The organism is Solitalea longa (assembly GCF_002920915.1).
Taxonomy (GTDB): Bacteria; Bacteroidota; Bacteroidia; order Sphingobacteriales; family Sphingobacteriaceae; genus Solitalea; species Solitalea longa.
Genome location: NZ_PQVF01000006.1, coordinates 290,497 through 307,311 on the forward strand (window position 1 = coordinate 290,497; position 16,815 = coordinate 307,311).

The window sequence follows — 16,815 nt, forward strand, 5'->3', positions numbered from 1 at the left end:
CGCTAAGTTTAATACTCAAACTTACCTATTGAATTAATCCTCTTTTGATGGCTTCTTTCACTAATCCAGCCGTGTTTTTAATGTTTAATTTCTGAGAAAGATTCAGGCGATGTGTTTCAACTGTTCGTAAACTGATAAACAAAAGGTCAGCTATTTCCTGGTTGCTTTTTTCTTCGGCTACCAGTTTAAGTATTTCTTTTTCCCGTTTGGTGAGTGGTATCTCGTACGATGAAACTTTTTTACCCGACAGGCTTTCTTCGAGCAATATTTTCTGAATTTGCGGGTCGATAAATTGCTGTCCGTTATAAACCGCTTCAATCGCTTCTATTAGCGTATTTTGATCAGTGTTCTTTAACAGATAGCCCGAAACACCATTACGGATCATCTGTTTTACGTAATGCGATTCTTCAAAACTGGTTAGTGTGATGATTTTTATACCTGGGTAGGTTTTAACAATTATGGGACAAAGTTCTATCCCTGTCATTCCGGGCATTTGAATATCCAACAGCAAAACATCGGGTTGCGCAAGAGCCAGCGAATCCAGCAATTCTTTTCCATTAATATTGGTTGAAATAATGGAAATCCCATCGTGCTTCTCCAGCATTGTTTTCAACCCGTTTATAACCATAATATGGTCGTCGGCAATAGTTAAAGTAATCGGCATATTATTCCCCTTTATTAAGCTAATTCACTGCTTGCAAGTACTTTTAGTCGGGCTATATCAAATTCAAGGTAAATAGTGGTGCCCTTTTTCTCTTCCGAATCAATTTTCATGCTGCCATTAAACGATTCGACCCTTGAGTGAAGGCTTGACAAGCCAATACCATTTTTGCTCGTTCCATTTTGATTAAAACCTTTACCATCATCTTCTACCGTAATAGACAATAGCTCATCGTGGCAGCTGATCTGCACAATGGCTTCTTTCGCTTCCGAATGTTTGATCACATTGTTAACCAGCTCCTGCACAATTCGATATACCGAAAGTTCAAAGCTTTGTTTAAAGCGCGGAATATCACCAAGGGCGACAAACTCAACGTATGTTAAAGGATTGTTTATGCGCTGGCAGAAGAGTGCTAATGCCTCTTTAAGTCCGTGAGTTAATAGCAACTCCGGCATCAGGTTATGGGAAGTTTTACGCACTTCGGTGGCCGATTCATCAAGTAAACTCAGTGCCGTATCAAATCCCTGGATGTTATTCATTTGAGGATTCTCATTTTTGATCACACTAAAATGCATTTTGGCCGCCGATAACATTCCACCAACTCCGTCGTGCAAATCTTTGGCAATACGGGTGCGTTCTTTTTCTTCGCCGTTGATCATGGCCTCCAGTAGCTGTACCTCTTTTTCTTTATCGAGTGCGATCAGTTTTTGTTTATGTAGTTTTTGTCTGTTCTGATAAGTCAGGTAGGTAATTAAAACAATCGTCAGCAATAATCCAATAACCGATATCGTAATGGTGATCCAGGTGTTTCTCCACTGTATCTGTAAATCTTTTTCAGCTATTTGTAATTTATTGCTTGTCAGTTGTTTGTCTTTTTCAGAGGTTTGGTATTTAACCTCCAGTTCATGTATCGTCTTTACCTGAGTTTCATTAAATATTTTATCGTTTAGTTCTTTAGCCAGTTTTTGATATTTGTAAGCTTGTTTAAAGTCATTTTTGGTCTCATAGAGTTCCTGTAAAATAGTATAACAATCTAGGGTAATGTCTGATGCTTCAATCTTTTTTGATTGTTCGAGTGCATCAAACAGCATGGATTCCGCCTTTTTGTAGTTTCCGCTTAAAAAATAAAACCGGGCAATTATTGGTTTAATACGTTCGGTCTCATAGGGGATACCCATTAGCAGCGAGTATTGCAAACTTCTTTCGGAATAAATAATAGCCGATTGATAATCTTTTTTGGTGCCAAAATAATCACCAATGTTAAAGGATGCGAGTTTCATTACATAGTTGTTATGAGATAACTCGCCAATTTTTAAAGCTTCCAACTGTTTTTGATAAAACTCTTCTTTTTTACCAAGGTCATCCATAATTGTTCCCTGGTTAATGAGCGCTATGCCCATGGTAGTCGAATCTTTGCTTTTTTTAGCCAGCTGAAATGCTTTTAAATAGTAATCATACGCTTTTTGAGGCTGTTTTAACTTGCGGAACACCATGCCCATATTGCTGTATCCACGTCCCGCCGATTCGGTAAGGCCATATTGTTGCGAAACATCAACCGCTTTTTGGTAATAGAGTAAAGCACTGTCTGATTTATCCTGAAGCTGGTAAGTGTTGCCAATGTTGCTAAGGCAAGAACTGATGCCTTTACCGTGTTTTATGGGCCGGTATTGAGCAATGGCCTCATGAAAAAACTTGCGGGCTTTTTCATATTCGGCCAGTTCATAATTGATGATACCCGTATTATGCAGCGATTTAGCCACACCAAAAGGATAATTGATCTTTTTGCTGGTGGTGATAATAGTTTGATAGAGGTTCAAGGCTTTCTGCTTGTCAATATCTATCAATACAGAAGCCGAATCCAGTAATTTTTTAACGGAATTACTGTCTTGCTTTTGTCCATATACAGTTGTTGCACTCCCCACAGATAAACAACAAACTGCATAAAAACAGAATGATCTTTTGAATAACATTTCTCTCAATTAAAGGCTTTGATAGGTAAAAAATAGCCAGGCAATGCATAAAACCGCAGAAATCCGTAAAGCTAAGTACTACTACTTATACTAATAAACCAGTATTTCCACAGAAAAAACGCCGCTTTTCAGCTGCTAAATTTGCTTCAGTAAACTTAATAACTAATTGTTTACCAATTACATTTCAAATAAAAATAAAAAAAAACAACAATGAAAACATTCAAATTTCTACTGATCGCATTTGTTTTAACATTAACCTGCATTAAAACGCATGCACAAACTACCCTGGGCAAGTATTCGGTAAATGCCGGGTTTGGGGTTGGTACTTATGGTTTTGAAGGCTCAGGCGGTCTGCCGCTAACTGCTTCGGTTGAGCGCACATTTGCAAGCAACATCAGCGCAGGTGTACATCTAATGTATGTACAAACCAAATACGATTCGGATATCAGGTATTCCAATATGGTGCTTGGCTTAAGAGGATCGTATCATTTCAATGAACTATTTAAAATTGAAAATCCCAAGATCGACTTGTATGGTGGTGCCGGATTGCTTTATCGTCATTATAAAGTGAAATATACCGGCGACGATGAGTTCTATGGAATTTCATCATCAGATGGTGAGGTTGGTGTTGACCTGCACGTAGGGGGTCGCTATATGTTCACCAACCATGTGGGTGCCCACGCCGAATTAGGCTACGGGGTTTCACCAGTGCAATTGGGTGTTGCCTTTAAGTTTTAATAGTTGATAAACATCTACTGTCACGTTGCTTTCCACAAAAATCTTTGCTCTCAGATGAGGGAAATTAAACGAGAATCAAATAAATATTGAAAAATAAAAACAAAACGAACATGAAAACGAACAAAATGATTACACTGATCTTAACAGGAGTTTTATTGATCAGCGGATTTACAGCATGCAAAAAAGATAAAGATGATGATGGACCATCTGGCGGATCTAAATCTGAATTGTTGGACAAAAAATGGAAAATCACTGGGATGACCATTGCTCCGGGTCTGGATATTGATGGCGACGGAGATTTAGAAACCGATGTATTTGGCTTTACTCAGGAGTGTGCAAAAGATGATTACGTGATCTTTAAAAAGGGTGGAGTATCTGAAGCCTACTCGGGTAATACTCTTTGCGATGGTGAAGATGGTAAAGTTGAAAAAGGAACCTGGTCTTTTGAATCGAACAATACAAAAGTGAAAGTGATAGATAGTGATGGTATCACTTACATCTGGGACATAATTTCTCTCAATAACAACACATTTAAAGTAAGCTACACCGAATCATTTGAAGTTGAAGAAGGTCAGGAAGTGACACAAACTGTTACGGCTACATTACAAGCGTTTTAATTGTTGTTGGTTCAAACTTTGGGACCCCCAATCTCGAAGTGTTAAAAGCCGCTGATAAAGCGGCTTTTTTGTTGTCATCTCAACTTAACTACTTTTAATTTTATCCTTTAAAGCTCAATAACCGGTAGGTAAAGCTCAGCATAAAATACTGCCGAACCGTATTCGATAATCGATCTTCAATTTGATTATTGGTGATGCTGCGGCTGGTATTGGTGTTTTGGTTTAATAGGTCAAAGGCCTCTAAACTTAACTTAGCTTTTTTACCTTTCAAAAACTCCTTATTCAGGCTTGCATTTAACAGGGTAACACCTTGTTTGGCCGATTGAATCTGGCTGGTATTTTTAGTATAGGTTAAGTCACTGCTCAGCGTAAAATTTCCCGGTAAAAAATAGCTGCAATTAAAATTGGAAGACAGGTTAAAATATTTGGCGTCTTTCAATCGGGGATCTGCATGGCTAACATTGTTATAATTAGCATTACAGTTTAAAAGCAGGTCTATTTTATTGTTATAGCGATAGTTCATGCCATACAGTAATCCATAACGACCGTTAATGGTGGCGCTAAGCACTCCATTTATGTTTGAAATACTTTTGCTAATAGCGGTGTTCAAGCCCGGTTTAAACTGAATCTTTTTGTAAGGCAAACCCCAGTTTACGAACAAATTAAGATTATAATTGCCCGACACGTTTTCAGGTTTGCTGATTTGCTTACCGGTAGTTGCATCAAATATATTGCTGTAGGTTATCTGGTTAAGAACAGTCGTAAAGTTCAGGTTGGCAAACATGCTTTGGTTAGAAGCCGGATTGAAACTTCTAAAGTTAAAACCTATTGAATTATTAAACTCCGGCTGAAGATTCGGATTTCCCATTCGTATGTATAAGGGGTTGCTGTTATCCGGAACCGCTTGTAAGTCGCTAATGGCTGGCTGACGAATGTCTCCCTTATAATTGGCTCCAAAGCTTTTATTTTTTGAAATGGAGTAGTTTAAAGATGCCTGAGGGATGATACTGAACTTGTTTTGGGTGTAAACACTGTCTTTCGATAATGATTTACCTCTTAGATCCGTTTTTTGAACCGAAACACCCACCGAATAATCCATCTTAGTAGCACTTTCTCTTTTACTGTTAAGAGATAATCCTAACCGGTTATAATTAGTTCTGTTTCGGTATACATTGCTCAATAAACTGTTTTCTTTATCAAACTCATTGCTAAGCTCATTGAAATCGTATGTATTTCGCGAACTGTTTTCAATACCGCTGTTAAAATCATACATCAATTTTATCGAAAGATTCTTAAAAACAGGTTCGGAATAAGCTATATTCACCGCATTACTGCTCGAACTGGTGTTATTTACTTTCTTTTGATTGATGACCGTTTGCTGCAATGCTTCATTCAAATAATAGTTGCTTAGCGAATAATTTAAGCCATCCTGATTATTTGATCGGAAACTGTTTGTAACCAACAGCATCAGGTGCCTTTGTGAGTTTTTAAATCGTTTCGAATAATTAATAGTGTTAATAAAATCAGGGGATTTTGTATCGGAACCTGAACTTCGATCACCATCGTTTACTTTTTGATCATTATTTAACGATTCAAAAATATTGGATGATCGGTTACTACTTGTGCGATAATTAATTCGTGGAGCAACTCTTAGTTTCGAAGAAGGATTGATCTTATATTCAAATTCTAAGTTAACTCCGTGGTTTTGACTGTTAGTTGAATTCGTTGACCGATCGGAGTAGAGTAAAGATCCTTCCTGAAGCGTGGTGTTTCTATAAAGCCTGCTCAATGATTCACCATTATTTAAGTTAAGCTGATAGGAGAACGACAGGCTTGCCTTTTTACCGATAGGATTATTGAAATTGATGGCAGCCGTATAGATCTTTGACACGCCACCCTCGTTATCGGTACTATTGGCCGAACTCATTAACGACAATTGCTGCTCATTATTAAACCGATTTACGTTTAAATTACCTTTATACTGATTGTTGGTTCCTACTCCCGCTGAGGTATTACCGAAAATCCCTTTCTTTTTGTCTTTTTTAACAGTAAGGTTGATGATAACTCCTGTCAGGCCGTTTTCAGATTTTTCAGGATCGATCTGGATCACCTGGACCTTATTGATAATGCCTGCAGGAAGATTTTTCGTTGCCATTTTTAGGTCGTTTCCAAAAAATGGTTTTCCATCCACCAAAACGGTAGTTACTTTTTGTCCCTGGGTAGTAATGCTCCCGTCTTTATCCACTTCAATGCCTGGCAATTGCTTAATAACATCCTCTATTACGGCATGTTCAGGTGTTTTAAAAGAACCGGCATTAAATTCAACGGTATCTTTTTTTAAGATGATAGGAGGGGCTTCAGCAATTATCGTTACCTCATTAAGGCTGATCATTAATGAATCGAGTAAAATGTCGCCGAGGTTATGCTCAGGTTTTTCTTTAGTAAGTGTGAAAGTTTGGGTGGTGTTTTTATAGCCAAAAAAACTTGCGAATAGTTTATAATGAGCAGGGGCAAGATTTTTTATTGTAAACGAACCATTTTTGTCGGTCATCCCTCCACGAATGGTCGAATCTTGCAAATTCATTACAGAGATAATACTTCCTTCAATTGCCTGAAGGTTCTTTGAATCTTTAATTTTACCACTAACTATGCCATGACTTTGGGCAAAAAGATCAGACGTAGCAATGCACAGTAATATTAGGATAAAGAAAGATCGCATTAATGGTTAGGTTAAATCGGGGCCAAATATAATGATGTGAAAGTTGGTTTATTTTCAATTAGCATTTTCGTTACAAACAACCTTTAAATTCTGCTAAAAGAAAAAGGGCAATTTCTCAATTGCCCCTCTCTTGGTTTATTGTTTGGTTAAATATTATCGCTCTGAAAATCTTTGCATTAAGATTATTCAAATATCCTTCTTATTGTTATGTCAACCAATGGATTATACAATGTTAATCATGCACTTTTCCACTATTTTACAGTTGTTTTATTGTTGATTATCAATGTGTTAGTTGGTGTTTCTTGCCTGCCGGATTAAATGGATTTTTCAAGGCTTCTAAGCATCAATAAAAAATCAATCTTTTTTGAGTTGAAATGGCTTTTAACTGCAAGAGAGTAGCTTTTTTAAGGCTGAATACTGTTCGAATTTTCAAGCGAAAGCGAATAATTATAAATTTTTTGTATCTTAATATAACCCTGTTTTACAGTTCTTTAACTAAAAAAACAATTGGTTTTAAAAGCGCATTCCTTTCTTGTTAAGCGAAATCACTCTTGTTTAAGATTAATTACTATTACTAATTCTTTAAAAATCGCGACTTAAATACTGCGATTAAATCTTAAGATCAGGTATTGAATGTTTTTACAAGTTGTAATCAGCCTTGCCATCATTTCGGCAACTATCATTATTCATGGCCTGGGTTCTTCATGGGGGCTGAAATATTTATTACGAAGACACGACCCCCAAGATCGTGTATATGGCTTTGTTAAAACCATAAAAATTCTTTCAGCAACGGCAATTATTTTAATGCTGATGCACTACCTGGAAATTGCCCTTTGGGCCATTGCCTATTTGTCGATTCCTGAACTTGATAAACTGAGCCACTGGGAGGAAGCCATTTACTTTTCAACAGTTACCTACACAACTCTGGGTTATGGAGATATCACTCTTCCTCCAACATGGCGAATTATGAGTGGTTTTGAGGCTATGAACGGTATACTGCTGTTCGGCTGGTCAACTGCCATGTTTTATGCGGTGGTGCAGCGATTAGTGGTGTCAACGAAGCTAAAAGTCTGATCCTTTATATAATAAAACTCTTAGGCTATGAACAACGAATTACAAAATAATTCATCATCAGAAGGAAAGGTGATCAACCTTTCCATCAAGCTATTATTGATATTCATTCTGGTCTCCTGGTGTGCCATGATTGTTTTTCCGTTTGTAACCCTGGTGCTTTGGGCCGTTATATTAGCAGTTACCATTTATCCGCTATATTATAAACTGCTTAATTTACTGAAAGGTAAAAATGCCATTGCCAGTAGTGTGGTAACAATTATTTTGCTTGGTATATTACTGGTTCCCACCATATTCATGATATCGGCAATCGTTTCCGAGGCCGGTGAATTAAAAACTGCCATTGTAAATAAAACACTGGTAGTGCCACCACCTAATCCTAAAGTTGCCGAATGGCCCCTGGTAGGAAAGGAGATCTATAAAGTATGGGCCTCTCTGTCAACCAATTTAGAGTCGGCGCTTGTTACCTATCATGATCAGATATTGGAAGTAGGTCAGCGAATAGTGGGTGCCATGCGTAGTGTGTTTTCTAACATTATGATGTTTGCCTTTTCAATTATTATAGCAGGCGTTTTTTTGGCCTATAGTGATGAATCGGAAAAGTCAACTTTGGCATTTGCCAGAAAGCTTGTTGGAAATAAAGGCAATGAGTTTAAAGACCTGGTAGTACAAACCATTCGAAATGTATCAAAGGGAATTTTGGGTGTGGCATTTATACAATTTGTGATCATGGGCTTGTGTTTTATGCTTGCCGGTGTTCCACTTGCCGGACTGTGGGCAATCCTCGTATTTCTGATTGCTTTGATACAACTGCCGGGCGCAATTGTGGCCATACCGGTTATTATTTATATCTACTCTGTGAAAGAACCTGTTCCTGCAACCATTTGGTCTGTCATTATTCTGATCTGTGGATTGAGCGACAATGTGCTTAAACCGTTGTTAATGGGCAAAGGAGCGCCTGTTCCTATGATCGTCATTTTTCTGGGAGCAATTGGCGGCTTTATGTTATCAGGATTCATCGGTTTATTTACGGGTGCGGTGGTGCTTTCCTTGGGTTATAAACTTGCCGGTATATGGGTTAATTATGATAATTCGTCTCCGGTAATAAAAAGTGAATAGGTTCGATTGAATCATATTGTTAAAGAGAGGTTTAGCTTGATAAATGAAGAAACAACACCTTCTTATTTTTCTGTATGTTATTTCATTAGTGCTGGGTAATGCCACCATTGGATGGGCGCAAAACCGGGCAGCTTTACCTGTAAGAGAAATTAACCTTGATGAGCTTATTCAATATGCCAGGCATAATAATCTGGAACTGAAAATGACACAAAAAGACAGTGCTATAGCGGTGGAGGATATTAAGCAGGCAAAAATGGCAAGGGCCCCTTTTTTAAATGTAGGCGGGCATTATAACTATATTGGCAACCCGGTTTTGTACCGTGATTTTTATTCCAGAGACACGAGTATTAATTATTATCATCATCAGGCCAGCTGGAGCCTTGGAGCGGGTGTTCCCATTTATTTAGGCGGAAAGATTAAAACGCAAATCTCACAAAGCGAAATTATCAGCCAGATCAGGAATGAAACCTTACTGATGACCGACAATCAATTGAAACTCGCAATGATCTCGCAGTTTTATGCGCTGTATAAACTGTATCGGGAAGTTGAGATCATTGAAGCCAACATCAGCAACGTAAAAGTCAATATCAAGCAATTGGAATCGAAGGTGGCAAACGGGCAAAACCTGGTCAGCGACCTTACCCGTACCCAACTGCAATTGTCGAATTTTCAGGTCGACGTTTTTAAAACCTGGAACAGCATTGATCTGCTTAGCAATTATATATCTATTCAGGCCGGACTGCCAACCAATACCCGACTTCAGCCCAAAAATGTAGTTTTAAAAGTTCCGGAGGATCAGTTGCAATATGAACAGTGCCTGGAGGCTGCGTTTGCAAACCGGAATGAAATAAAGCAATCGCTGTTGCAAAAGAACTTTTCCGAGATGTCGTTAAAATTGACAAAGAGCTTTTATAAGCCTTATATATCCGGGAATGCCATCTATAATTCCAATTTTCCGGTGCCGGGCACCTTTCCACCTCAACCTGATATATTAAATTATTGGGCTGTGGGTATAGGCGTAAGCTATGACCTTTCGAGTTTGTATAACCTGACTCATCGGGTTCGGGCCGACAAGCTGCAGATCTCTAAAGAAGATGACAATATATTGAGAGTTAGAAACGCCATCGATCAGGAGGTAAAAGCGGCCTTTGTTCAATTTATAGAAAGTCGAACCAATATCATTACCTATCAGAAAAATGTTGAAATGGCTGAGCTTAACTACCGGGTGGTAAAAAGCCGGTACGACAATGATTTTGCATTGATCATTGATATGATCGATGCCGAAGTGCAGGTTAATGATTCGAAATTGTCATTGAACAAGGCTATTGTGGAAGCGATCATTCAATATCATTCATTATTGTATTCAATGGGTAAACTGAATTAATCATGACCGACGGAAAAACTACGGATACAGGAGAAAAAAAGCAGGAGAAAAAGCGGAACCGGCTTATCGAAATTGTTGCTATTGTGTTTCTAGTAGCAGGTATCCTTTGGATTGGCTCCTTGTTTTTTGATTTTAGTAGTGATATAAGAACCAACAATGCCCAGGTTGATGCCGAAATAGCGGCAATAACTTCTCGGGTATCTGGAACCATTAAAGCCATACGGTTTAATGAATATGGCACGGTAAGGGCCGGAGATACCATTGTAGTACTTGATGATGAAGAATTTCTAATTAAGGTGGCCCAGGCCGAAGCTGATCTTGAAATTGCCAAAGCCAACCTTGCCACTGCTAAACAGACCATTGTAACTTCAGTTTCTTCACAGCAAGCAACCCAGGCCCGCATGCAGGGTAACGTTGCCAATCTGGAAAAGGCCGAGAAAAACTATAAACGCTTCACCAATATGTACCGCGATTCGGCGGTAACGCTTAACCAGTTCGATCAGGTAACGGCCCAATTAAAATCAGAACAAGCCAACCTGCAGGCCATGCGTAATGATGTGGGTACCAGCAAGTCGGTAATTGCACAAAATCAGTTAAACATTGAATCATTAAAAGCTACTATTAAACGTAAAGAAGCAGATTTGGCAGCCGCTCGTTTGCAGTTGACCTATACTAAAATTATTGCCCCGGTTGAAGGAATTGCCGGTGAGCGTACCATTCACCTTGGCGAATTGGTTAATGCCAACCAGGTGGTAGCTGAAATTGTTGCTCAGCATAAAAAATGGGTGGCGGCAAATTTTAAAGAAACCCAAATGGATGAAATTAAAGTAGGGCAGAAGGCTGATATTATAGTCGATGGGTTGGGTGGGAAAACCTTTAAAGGGGTGGTTAAAGATCTTTCACCAGCTACAGGCGCCAAGTTTTCGATGGTGGCACCGGATAATTCAACCGGAAACTTTGTGAAAATAACCCAACGCATACCTGTTAGGGTGGAGTTTACCGATAGCCCCGAAAAGCTTTCCGAAATAAAGCCTGGTATGAATGTTACTGTGGAAATTAAAAAATGAGATAGATGGGATGGAAAAAAGCCGAATTGATTAAAGTCACCGGACTATATCTGCTGATAATTCCTTTTCTTAATATCCTCAATGCTACCGGTTATGAAAGTTCTCAGATTCAGGGTCATTTTGGTGCCTCTTCTGTAGAATTCATGTACATCAATTTAATTCCTGTTTTTTCCCTGGTCGCTGGCTTGCCATTAGCCCTTGAACTTTCTAAAAAGTTCCCCTTAAAGTCGATGATGCTATCCATCACAATTATTTCCATAATTCTAAATACCTGTTCAGCATTCGCCACTTCAATTGTATGGTTTACCATTTGGCGCTCCTTACTGGCCTTCTTTTCCATCTTCGGCATTGTAGCGGCTTTAATTCCTATCGTACTGCTTTATAATCCAACACTAAACATGGCCATTATGTATGGCATTATCCAGTTTATTCTGCAGGGAAGCAGCAATTTGTATAAGTTTTTAGGGGCCCATTTTGCAAACATCTATAACTGGCGCACTTCATTACTGATGCTTAATATTAATTTTTTCCTGTGCATACTGCTCACATTTGTTTTTATCCGTAAAGATGTCGCTTTGGGTAAGCAGCCCTTTCAGTTTGATTTTAAAGGCTGGGGTTTTCTTATCCTTTTTTTACTGCCCCTATTATTTATTGCAGCCGAAGGCCAAAACCGCGAATGGTTTTCTGATTCCAAAATTATGCTTGCGGTAGCGCTTTGGCTGGTAATAATAGGATGCTATATTTTTTATGCGATTAACACAAAAAATCCAATAATCAGTTTCGAGGTTTTCAAACATAATAATGTTGTACTAGGCACTTTATTCTTCTTCCTGATAGGATTGGCAAATGGAACCGGTAGTGTAATAATGGCCTATATGGCAGGTTTGCTTGGTTTTAATGATTTGTACATTGCCCATACCCATTTATATATTTTCCTCGGATTGGTTATATCCATACCTGTTTGCACCTATATGATGTACCATAAGGTCTATTTAAGTGTGGCCGCAATAATAGGTTTCTTTGCTTTTTCCTTATACCACCTGCTTATGTATTTCAGGTTTTATCCCGGAATAAGCGAAGATGATTTTGCTTTACCATTGGTTATTAAAGGAATTGGTATTGGTTTTTTATACCTTTTGAGTGCGTTATACATTTCTGAAAATGTGCCGAAACAACTGAGTACATCGAGAATGATGAGCGGAATATTGGCTCGAATTGTTTTTGCAACCATTATTGGCGGTTCGGTTTTAAGTACTTTTATGGCGAACACCACTGTTTTGCATAAAACCGGGATTGGGCAGCAATTAACAGCCGGTAATGAAGCTGCTGCTCAAAAATATTCCAATACAAAGAGTTATTATCTGTTGAAGGGCTTAAAGCCTACAGAGGCCGGTAAAATGGCCGATAATCCACTGCAAGCCGAAATGGCTGAGCCCGCAACTCTGCTTACCTACAAGGATATTTACTTGGTGATGGCGGCCGTAAGCTTCATTCCTATTTTGTTGATCCTGTTTTTAAGAATAGGAAGACGACCATTGGAACGCATCGAAGTTGAGCCTTTACCCTTATAAGTCCCCGCTATTCACCCTATAACCTCCTCGTTTAACTTAAAAGCTCTAATATTTCTTAAAATGAAATTAGAGGAACAGCAGAAAGTAAAGCGATTAATTATTGTTTTCTTGTTTTGAATCTCATTTAATTTCAGCAAAAAATTACACTCCCCCAGTTGCATTGATGGATAATTCAACAAATAAGGATCAAGCTGAATAAGAATGGTTTTAATTGATTGTTGTTTTAATCCTCCCAAACACAAGATTTTATCTTCTTAATGAATCAATTCCTGAAAATGTCTATTCAAAATTCTCTTTTGAGAAATCATAGATAATTACCAAAAAATAGTTGAATAGTCCATTGTTTGAGCCTGTCAAAAAAATCAAATTTGGAATTCAAGTAAAGGATGCTTTTAATATTCTGAGAATTCCTGAAATGTCAGATAATTTAAAAAATGTATTCAACCAATAAACCATAATCTCCGGAAGGGCATTGAGAGGAGTGATTGAGATGATTTTTGACTTAAACCATTAATTCTATAAAAATGAATAATGCATCAGTAATTAATACAGGTATGTTTTTATACATCGTTTGTTTTTCACTGTAACCAACGGTTTATTAATGTGTAACTCCACTAATCTAAATCTAATGAATAAAACCTTTACAAAATTTAGTAGTAGAATGCGATTGAATGGTAGCCTTAGGAATAAAGGATTAGCTTCCTTGTTTCTGGTTGCCACTTCAATGAATTTGATGGCTCAATCGGAGCCAAAAAAATCTAATGATCCTATTGCGAAAGCAATTGAAAAATTGGATAACAAAAAAGCAGTTGAAGTTACCGGATATGTAACCGACGAACGGGGACAACCCTTGGAAGGTGTTACCGTTTTGATAAAAGACACTCGTATTGCCGTTAAAACCGATAAAATTGGTAATTACAGTATTAAAATGCTGGAAGGATATGATGTCTTGATGTTCAGTTTTCTTGGTTTTAAATACCAGGAAATCAATGTGAAAGGAAAGAGATCGGTAAATGTTTCTCTTGAACCTACATCACATCAACTTCAGGATGTGGTAGTGGTAGCCTATGGTAAGCAGCAGAAAAAAGACGTTGTTACTGCAGTTGCAACTATTAAGGCTGAAGAAATTATGCAACAAGACCAGGTAAATATTGGTAATGTATTGCAAGGTAAAATAGCTGGTGCGACTATTATTTCAGGTGCTGGTACGCCTGGTAGAGACAGACCTAACATTATGATCCGTGGTGGTAATCCAAGCACTGCAAACGGTTCACCTTATCAACCTTTAATGGTAGTTGATGGAGTGCCACTTTATAATGATAATCCAACGGCTGCAAATGGTATTTCATTAAATGGTTTTACACTCGAAGATATTAACCCGGATGAAATAGAATCAATTTCAGTATTAAAAGACAATGCCGCTACAGCTGTTTATGGTACCAGGGGGGCTAATGGAGTTATCATAATTACCACCAAGCGTGGAAAAATGGGAAAGCCTAAGTTTACCTATTCTACCAGCTATGGTGTTGATAAGCCAACCCGTTTTCCTAAAATGCTTGGTGGTTACCAATATGCGATTGCTCAAAATGAAATTGATAAGAATAACGGGCTTACAAAAGGGACTTATAGTGACACTGACCTGGAAATTATTAAAAACAATTCAGATCCATATAAATTTGGTAATACCAACATGTATGATCTGTTAGTTCAGGGTGATGCAAGCCAACAAACGCATTCACTAAGTGTTAACGGTGGAAATGAGCAGGTGCGTTATTATATTAACGGGTCAACCGCGATACAGAAAGGGATCATTGATGCGTATGATTATAAACGTTATACCGTACAATCGAACCTTGATTTTAAATTGACCAGTGATTTAAAATTGGCTGTGAACACCGCTTTTACCAGTTCAAAAATTGATGGTGCTAATAGTACTGCAGAATCTGTTTTCTCGAGTCTTTTCACAAATAATCCGCTAACCCCGATCTTTAATGCCGATGGATCTTTATATGGAAACGAGGGTGGTAACAGATGGGCTAATATTATCCCTGAACATTCAGGATATACGATAAACAAATCAAACAACATTGTAGCAGCGGCTAATCTTGAGTATTCACCTAAGTTTATTCACGGTTTAACGTTCCGCTTAAACAACAATATCAATTTTAATGCTGCTGAATACAAAAACTTCTACAGTTATTATAAAACCTTTGTACCTGATGCAAATTCCCCAACCGGTTATTTACAAAAGGGCGGTTTCAGAGCTAATGAATTACGTAATAACCTGGGAACAGCTACTTACCTCAACACTGATTTTGGGTTTGATTATTCAAACGCGTTTGGTAAACACCGTTTAGGTGTGATGGTATTGGGAACCAATTATTACACCTCATCTAATTCTACCCAGGTTTATCGTGATGGAATTATTAAAGGTCTTGAAACCATTTCTCAGGGAAGAAGCACGATGCAAACAATTAATGGTACAGATTCCGAAGACGGTAGAGTTGGTGCTGTAGCACGTGTAAATTATGACTTCAATAGTAAATACACATTAGAAGCCTCCATGCGTGCAGACGCCTCGCTTCACTTTCCTAAAGGAAACAGATGGGGATATTTCCCAGGTGGTGCTGTGGCTTGGCGCTTAAGCGAAGAAAACTTCATTAAAAACAGTACGCGTTTAAGCTTTATCAATGATTTAAAGATCAGAACCTCTATCGGTTTAGCCGGTATAGATAACCTTGCGCCATACAACTACTTTTATTCATATACCCTTTCTACAACTGGTTTAAGAAATGGTGGTGGTTATGCCTTTGGTGGTACCTATCAACCTGCTTTTGCTTTAGATAACGGTAGCATTCCTAATCCCGATGTAACCTGGGGTAAAAGTTTGATGAGAAACATCGGTCTTGACTTTTCATTATGGAAAGGTTTGCTTGCAGGTAACTTTGACCTTTGGGATAAAAAGGTTTACGACCTTCCATATAAGAAACAGTTTACCTACCCAACTACTTTGGGTATAGATGCTCCAAATTTCAACTTTGCAAAAGAATATTATAAAGGTCTGGAGGCGTCTATTTCTAACAGCACCAAGTTAGGAAAAGACATGTCGCTGCAAACAACATTGAATGTAACTTATACTTATTCACGCGTTGTTGACTATGGCGAACCTTCAACCATTACTCCGGCCAACAAAAAAGAAGGATATAGTGTTACAAGCAATAAATACTATAGAGCTCTTGGTATTTTCCAAAGCCAGGAAGAAATTGATGCTTACGAAGTTAACCAGGATGGTAATAAAACCAAGAAAAACTCTACTCTTAAGCCTGGAGATATTAAATACGCAGATTTAACCGCTGACGGTATAATTACCGTTGATGATCAGGAAGTTTTCAATAATGTGAATATCCCACCAGTATCTGGAGGATTGAATGTTACCTTACGTTACAGATCACTTTCTTTAAATGCGATGTTACAGGGTGCAGGTGGCAATATGGTTAATTTTGTGCCTAGCAGCTTTAGTGAATATGGCTATGAAAACAGCTGGAGACCGGATAATACGGATGCAATTTATCCACGTTTATCAACCGCGAGCAATAACTCTCCTACTTCAAAACCTAATACACTTTATATGTTAAAAGGTGATTACCTGAGATTTAAAAATCTACGCCTTTCATATTCAGTGCCTGAGCGATTCTTGAAAAAAACAGGTTTATCTAATGTAATGATCACCGCTGGGGCAACCAACTTGTGGGCTACCTCTAAAGTAAAAGATATTGATCCTGAGGTATTAAACAAAAACTATAATAACGGTGGATATTATCCTACACAACGCAATTATAGCCTTGGTGTAACTGTTGGTTTGTAATACTATAAATAGCGCTTAACTATAAATAAGAAA

The 16,815-nt window shown here is 38.1% G+C and carries 11 protein-coding genes; 8 read left to right on the forward strand and 3 right to left on the reverse strand.

The window, feature by feature from the left end; all coding sequences use genetic code 11:
• Window positions 1-25: 25 nt before the first annotated feature.
• Entirely contained in the window at window positions 26-664 is a 639-nt protein-coding gene (locus C3K47_RS10390) for a response regulator (RefSeq protein WP_103789059.1), read from the reverse strand.
• Between the two features lie 14 nt (window positions 665-678).
• On the reverse strand, window positions 679-2,631 hold the full coding sequence (locus C3K47_RS10395; protein WP_103789060.1) for a tetratricopeptide repeat-containing sensor histidine kinase: 1,953 nt from the start codon (window positions 2,629-2,631) through the stop codon (window positions 679-681).
• A 210-nt stretch (window positions 2,632-2,841) separates the two neighbouring features.
• Here C3K47_RS10395 and C3K47_RS10400 point away from each other — a divergent pair, with 210 nt between their 5' ends.
• Together C3K47_RS10400 and C3K47_RS10405 are read left to right on the forward strand one after the other, a co-directional pair.
• The gene (locus C3K47_RS10400; protein ID WP_103789061.1) at window positions 2,842-3,369 is read left to right on the forward strand and encodes an outer membrane beta-barrel protein; all 528 of its coding nucleotides are present in this window, start codon (window positions 2,842-2,844) and stop codon (window positions 3,367-3,369) included.
• Window positions 3,370-3,479: 110 nt separating this feature from the next.
• Window positions 3,480-3,986 carry a lipocalin-like domain-containing protein gene (locus C3K47_RS10405; RefSeq protein WP_103789062.1) on the forward strand — a complete coding sequence of 169 codons (507 nt, stop codon included), beginning with the start codon at window positions 3,480-3,482 and terminating at the stop codon, window positions 3,984-3,986.
• Window positions 3,987-4,086: 100 nt separating this feature from the next.
• Here the strand turns inward: C3K47_RS10405 and C3K47_RS10410 are convergent, their stop codons facing one another.
• Window positions 4,087-6,705 carry a TonB-dependent receptor gene (locus C3K47_RS10410; RefSeq protein ID WP_103789063.1) on the reverse strand — a complete coding sequence of 873 codons (2,619 nt, stop codon included), beginning with the start codon at window positions 6,703-6,705 and terminating at the stop codon, window positions 4,087-4,089.
• 633 nt (window positions 6,706-7,338) lie between these two features.
• On the opposite strand from C3K47_RS10410, the gene C3K47_RS10415 reads away from it, so the two are divergent.
• The 6 genes from C3K47_RS10415 (at window position 7,339) to C3K47_RS10445 (ending at window position 16,782) form a co-directional block, all read left to right on the forward strand.
• Window positions 7,339-7,779 (forward strand): potassium channel family protein, encoded by a 441-nt coding sequence (locus C3K47_RS10415; protein ID WP_103789064.1) that lies wholly within the window; start codon window positions 7,339-7,341, stop codon window positions 7,777-7,779.
• Between the two features lie 27 nt (window positions 7,780-7,806).
• Window positions 7,807-8,895 carry an AI-2E family transporter gene (locus C3K47_RS10420; protein ID WP_103789065.1) on the forward strand — a complete coding sequence of 363 codons (1,089 nt, stop codon included), beginning with the start codon at window positions 7,807-7,809 and terminating at the stop codon, window positions 8,893-8,895.
• A gap of 43 nt (window positions 8,896-8,938) precedes the next feature.
• The gene (locus C3K47_RS10425; protein ID WP_103789066.1) at window positions 8,939-10,279 is read left to right on the forward strand and encodes a TolC family protein; all 1,341 of its coding nucleotides are present in this window, start codon (window positions 8,939-8,941) and stop codon (window positions 10,277-10,279) included.
• A gap of 2 nt (window positions 10,280-10,281) precedes the next feature.
• Window positions 10,282-11,346, forward strand: coding sequence for an HlyD family secretion protein (locus tag C3K47_RS10430; RefSeq protein ID WP_103789067.1), 1,065 nt, complete (start codon window positions 10,282-10,284; stop codon window positions 11,344-11,346).
• 5 nt (window positions 11,347-11,351) lie between these two features.
• Window positions 11,352-12,917, forward strand: a complete 1,566-nt coding sequence (locus tag C3K47_RS10435; RefSeq protein ID WP_103789068.1) for an MFS transporter — start codon at window positions 11,352-11,354, stop codon at window positions 12,915-12,917.
• A 628-nt stretch (window positions 12,918-13,545) separates the two neighbouring features.
• Window positions 13,546-16,782: a SusC/RagA family TonB-linked outer membrane protein gene (locus tag C3K47_RS10445; protein ID WP_165784669.1), complete on the forward strand. Its 3,237-nt coding sequence runs from the start codon at window positions 13,546-13,548 to the stop codon at window positions 16,780-16,782.
• The last annotated feature ends 33 nt before the right edge of the window (window positions 16,783-16,815 follow it).

What these genes read in the sequence shown, in the direction of transcription:
- C3K47_RS10390 (WP_103789059.1), bottom strand. Translation starts at nt 664, where the DNA reads ATGCCGATTACTTTAACTATTGCCGACGACCATATTATGGTTATAAAC.
- C3K47_RS10395 (WP_103789060.1), bottom strand. Translation starts at nt 2,631, where the DNA reads ATGTTATTCAAAAGATCATTCTGTTTTTATGCAGTTTGTTGTTTATCT.
- C3K47_RS10400 (WP_103789061.1), top strand. Translation starts at nt 2,842, where the DNA reads ATGAAAACATTCAAATTTCTACTGATCGCATTTGTTTTAACATTAACC.
- C3K47_RS10405 (WP_103789062.1), top strand. Translation starts at nt 3,480, where the DNA reads ATGAAAACGAACAAAATGATTACACTGATCTTAACAGGAGTTTTATTG.
- C3K47_RS10410 (WP_103789063.1), bottom strand. Translation starts at nt 6,705, where the DNA reads ATGCGATCTTTCTTTATCCTAATATTACTGTGCATTGCTACGTCTGAT.
- C3K47_RS10415 (WP_103789064.1), top strand. Translation starts at nt 7,339, where the DNA reads ATGTTTTTACAAGTTGTAATCAGCCTTGCCATCATTTCGGCAACTATC.
- C3K47_RS10420 (WP_103789065.1), top strand. Translation starts at nt 7,807, where the DNA reads ATGAACAACGAATTACAAAATAATTCATCATCAGAAGGAAAGGTGATC.
- C3K47_RS10425 (WP_103789066.1), top strand. Translation starts at nt 8,939, where the DNA reads ATGAAGAAACAACACCTTCTTATTTTTCTGTATGTTATTTCATTAGTG.
- C3K47_RS10430 (WP_103789067.1), top strand. Translation starts at nt 10,282, where the DNA reads ATGACCGACGGAAAAACTACGGATACAGGAGAAAAAAAGCAGGAGAAA.
- C3K47_RS10435 (WP_103789068.1), top strand. Translation starts at nt 11,352, where the DNA reads ATGGGATGGAAAAAAGCCGAATTGATTAAAGTCACCGGACTATATCTG.
- C3K47_RS10445 (WP_165784669.1), top strand. Translation starts at nt 13,546, where the DNA reads ATGAATAAAACCTTTACAAAATTTAGTAGTAGAATGCGATTGAATGGT.